The 299-nt window shown below is 49.5% G+C and carries 1 protein-coding gene; it reads right to left on the reverse strand.

Going from position 1 to position 299, the window contains the following annotated elements:
* Positions 1 to 299 (reverse strand): MobA/MobL family protein (locus tag ACG9ZB_RS17040; RefSeq protein ID WP_419326826.1); only part of this gene is annotated, 299 nt, incomplete at both ends.

The following is a 299-nucleotide window of genomic DNA, read 5'->3' on the forward strand; positions in this document are numbered from 1 at the left end:
GTGTTACTGAGTTCAATCTCTGCTTTTGTGGTCAGGATCAGATTATTTTCAGGGTCTAATTCCGCCTTTCGGGTGGTGAGCATGATATGGGCGTGATGGTTCTTATCATTTCCGCCTTTGCTGGGTTCGTGGATGGCTAAGTCTGCAATCACGCCATAGCGATCAACTAAGGCCGTGGCAAAGGCTTTTGCCAATTCCTTACGTTGATCTGCGTCTAATTCATCGGGTCGGGCGATTACCCACTCTCTAGCGGTTCGGGCATCTTTGCGGTTTTCCGACTGTTCCGCCAAGTTCCAAAG

This window comes from Acinetobacter johnsonii (genome assembly GCF_048551975.1).
Classification (GTDB): Bacteria; Pseudomonadota; Gammaproteobacteria; order Pseudomonadales; family Moraxellaceae; genus Acinetobacter; species Acinetobacter johnsonii_A.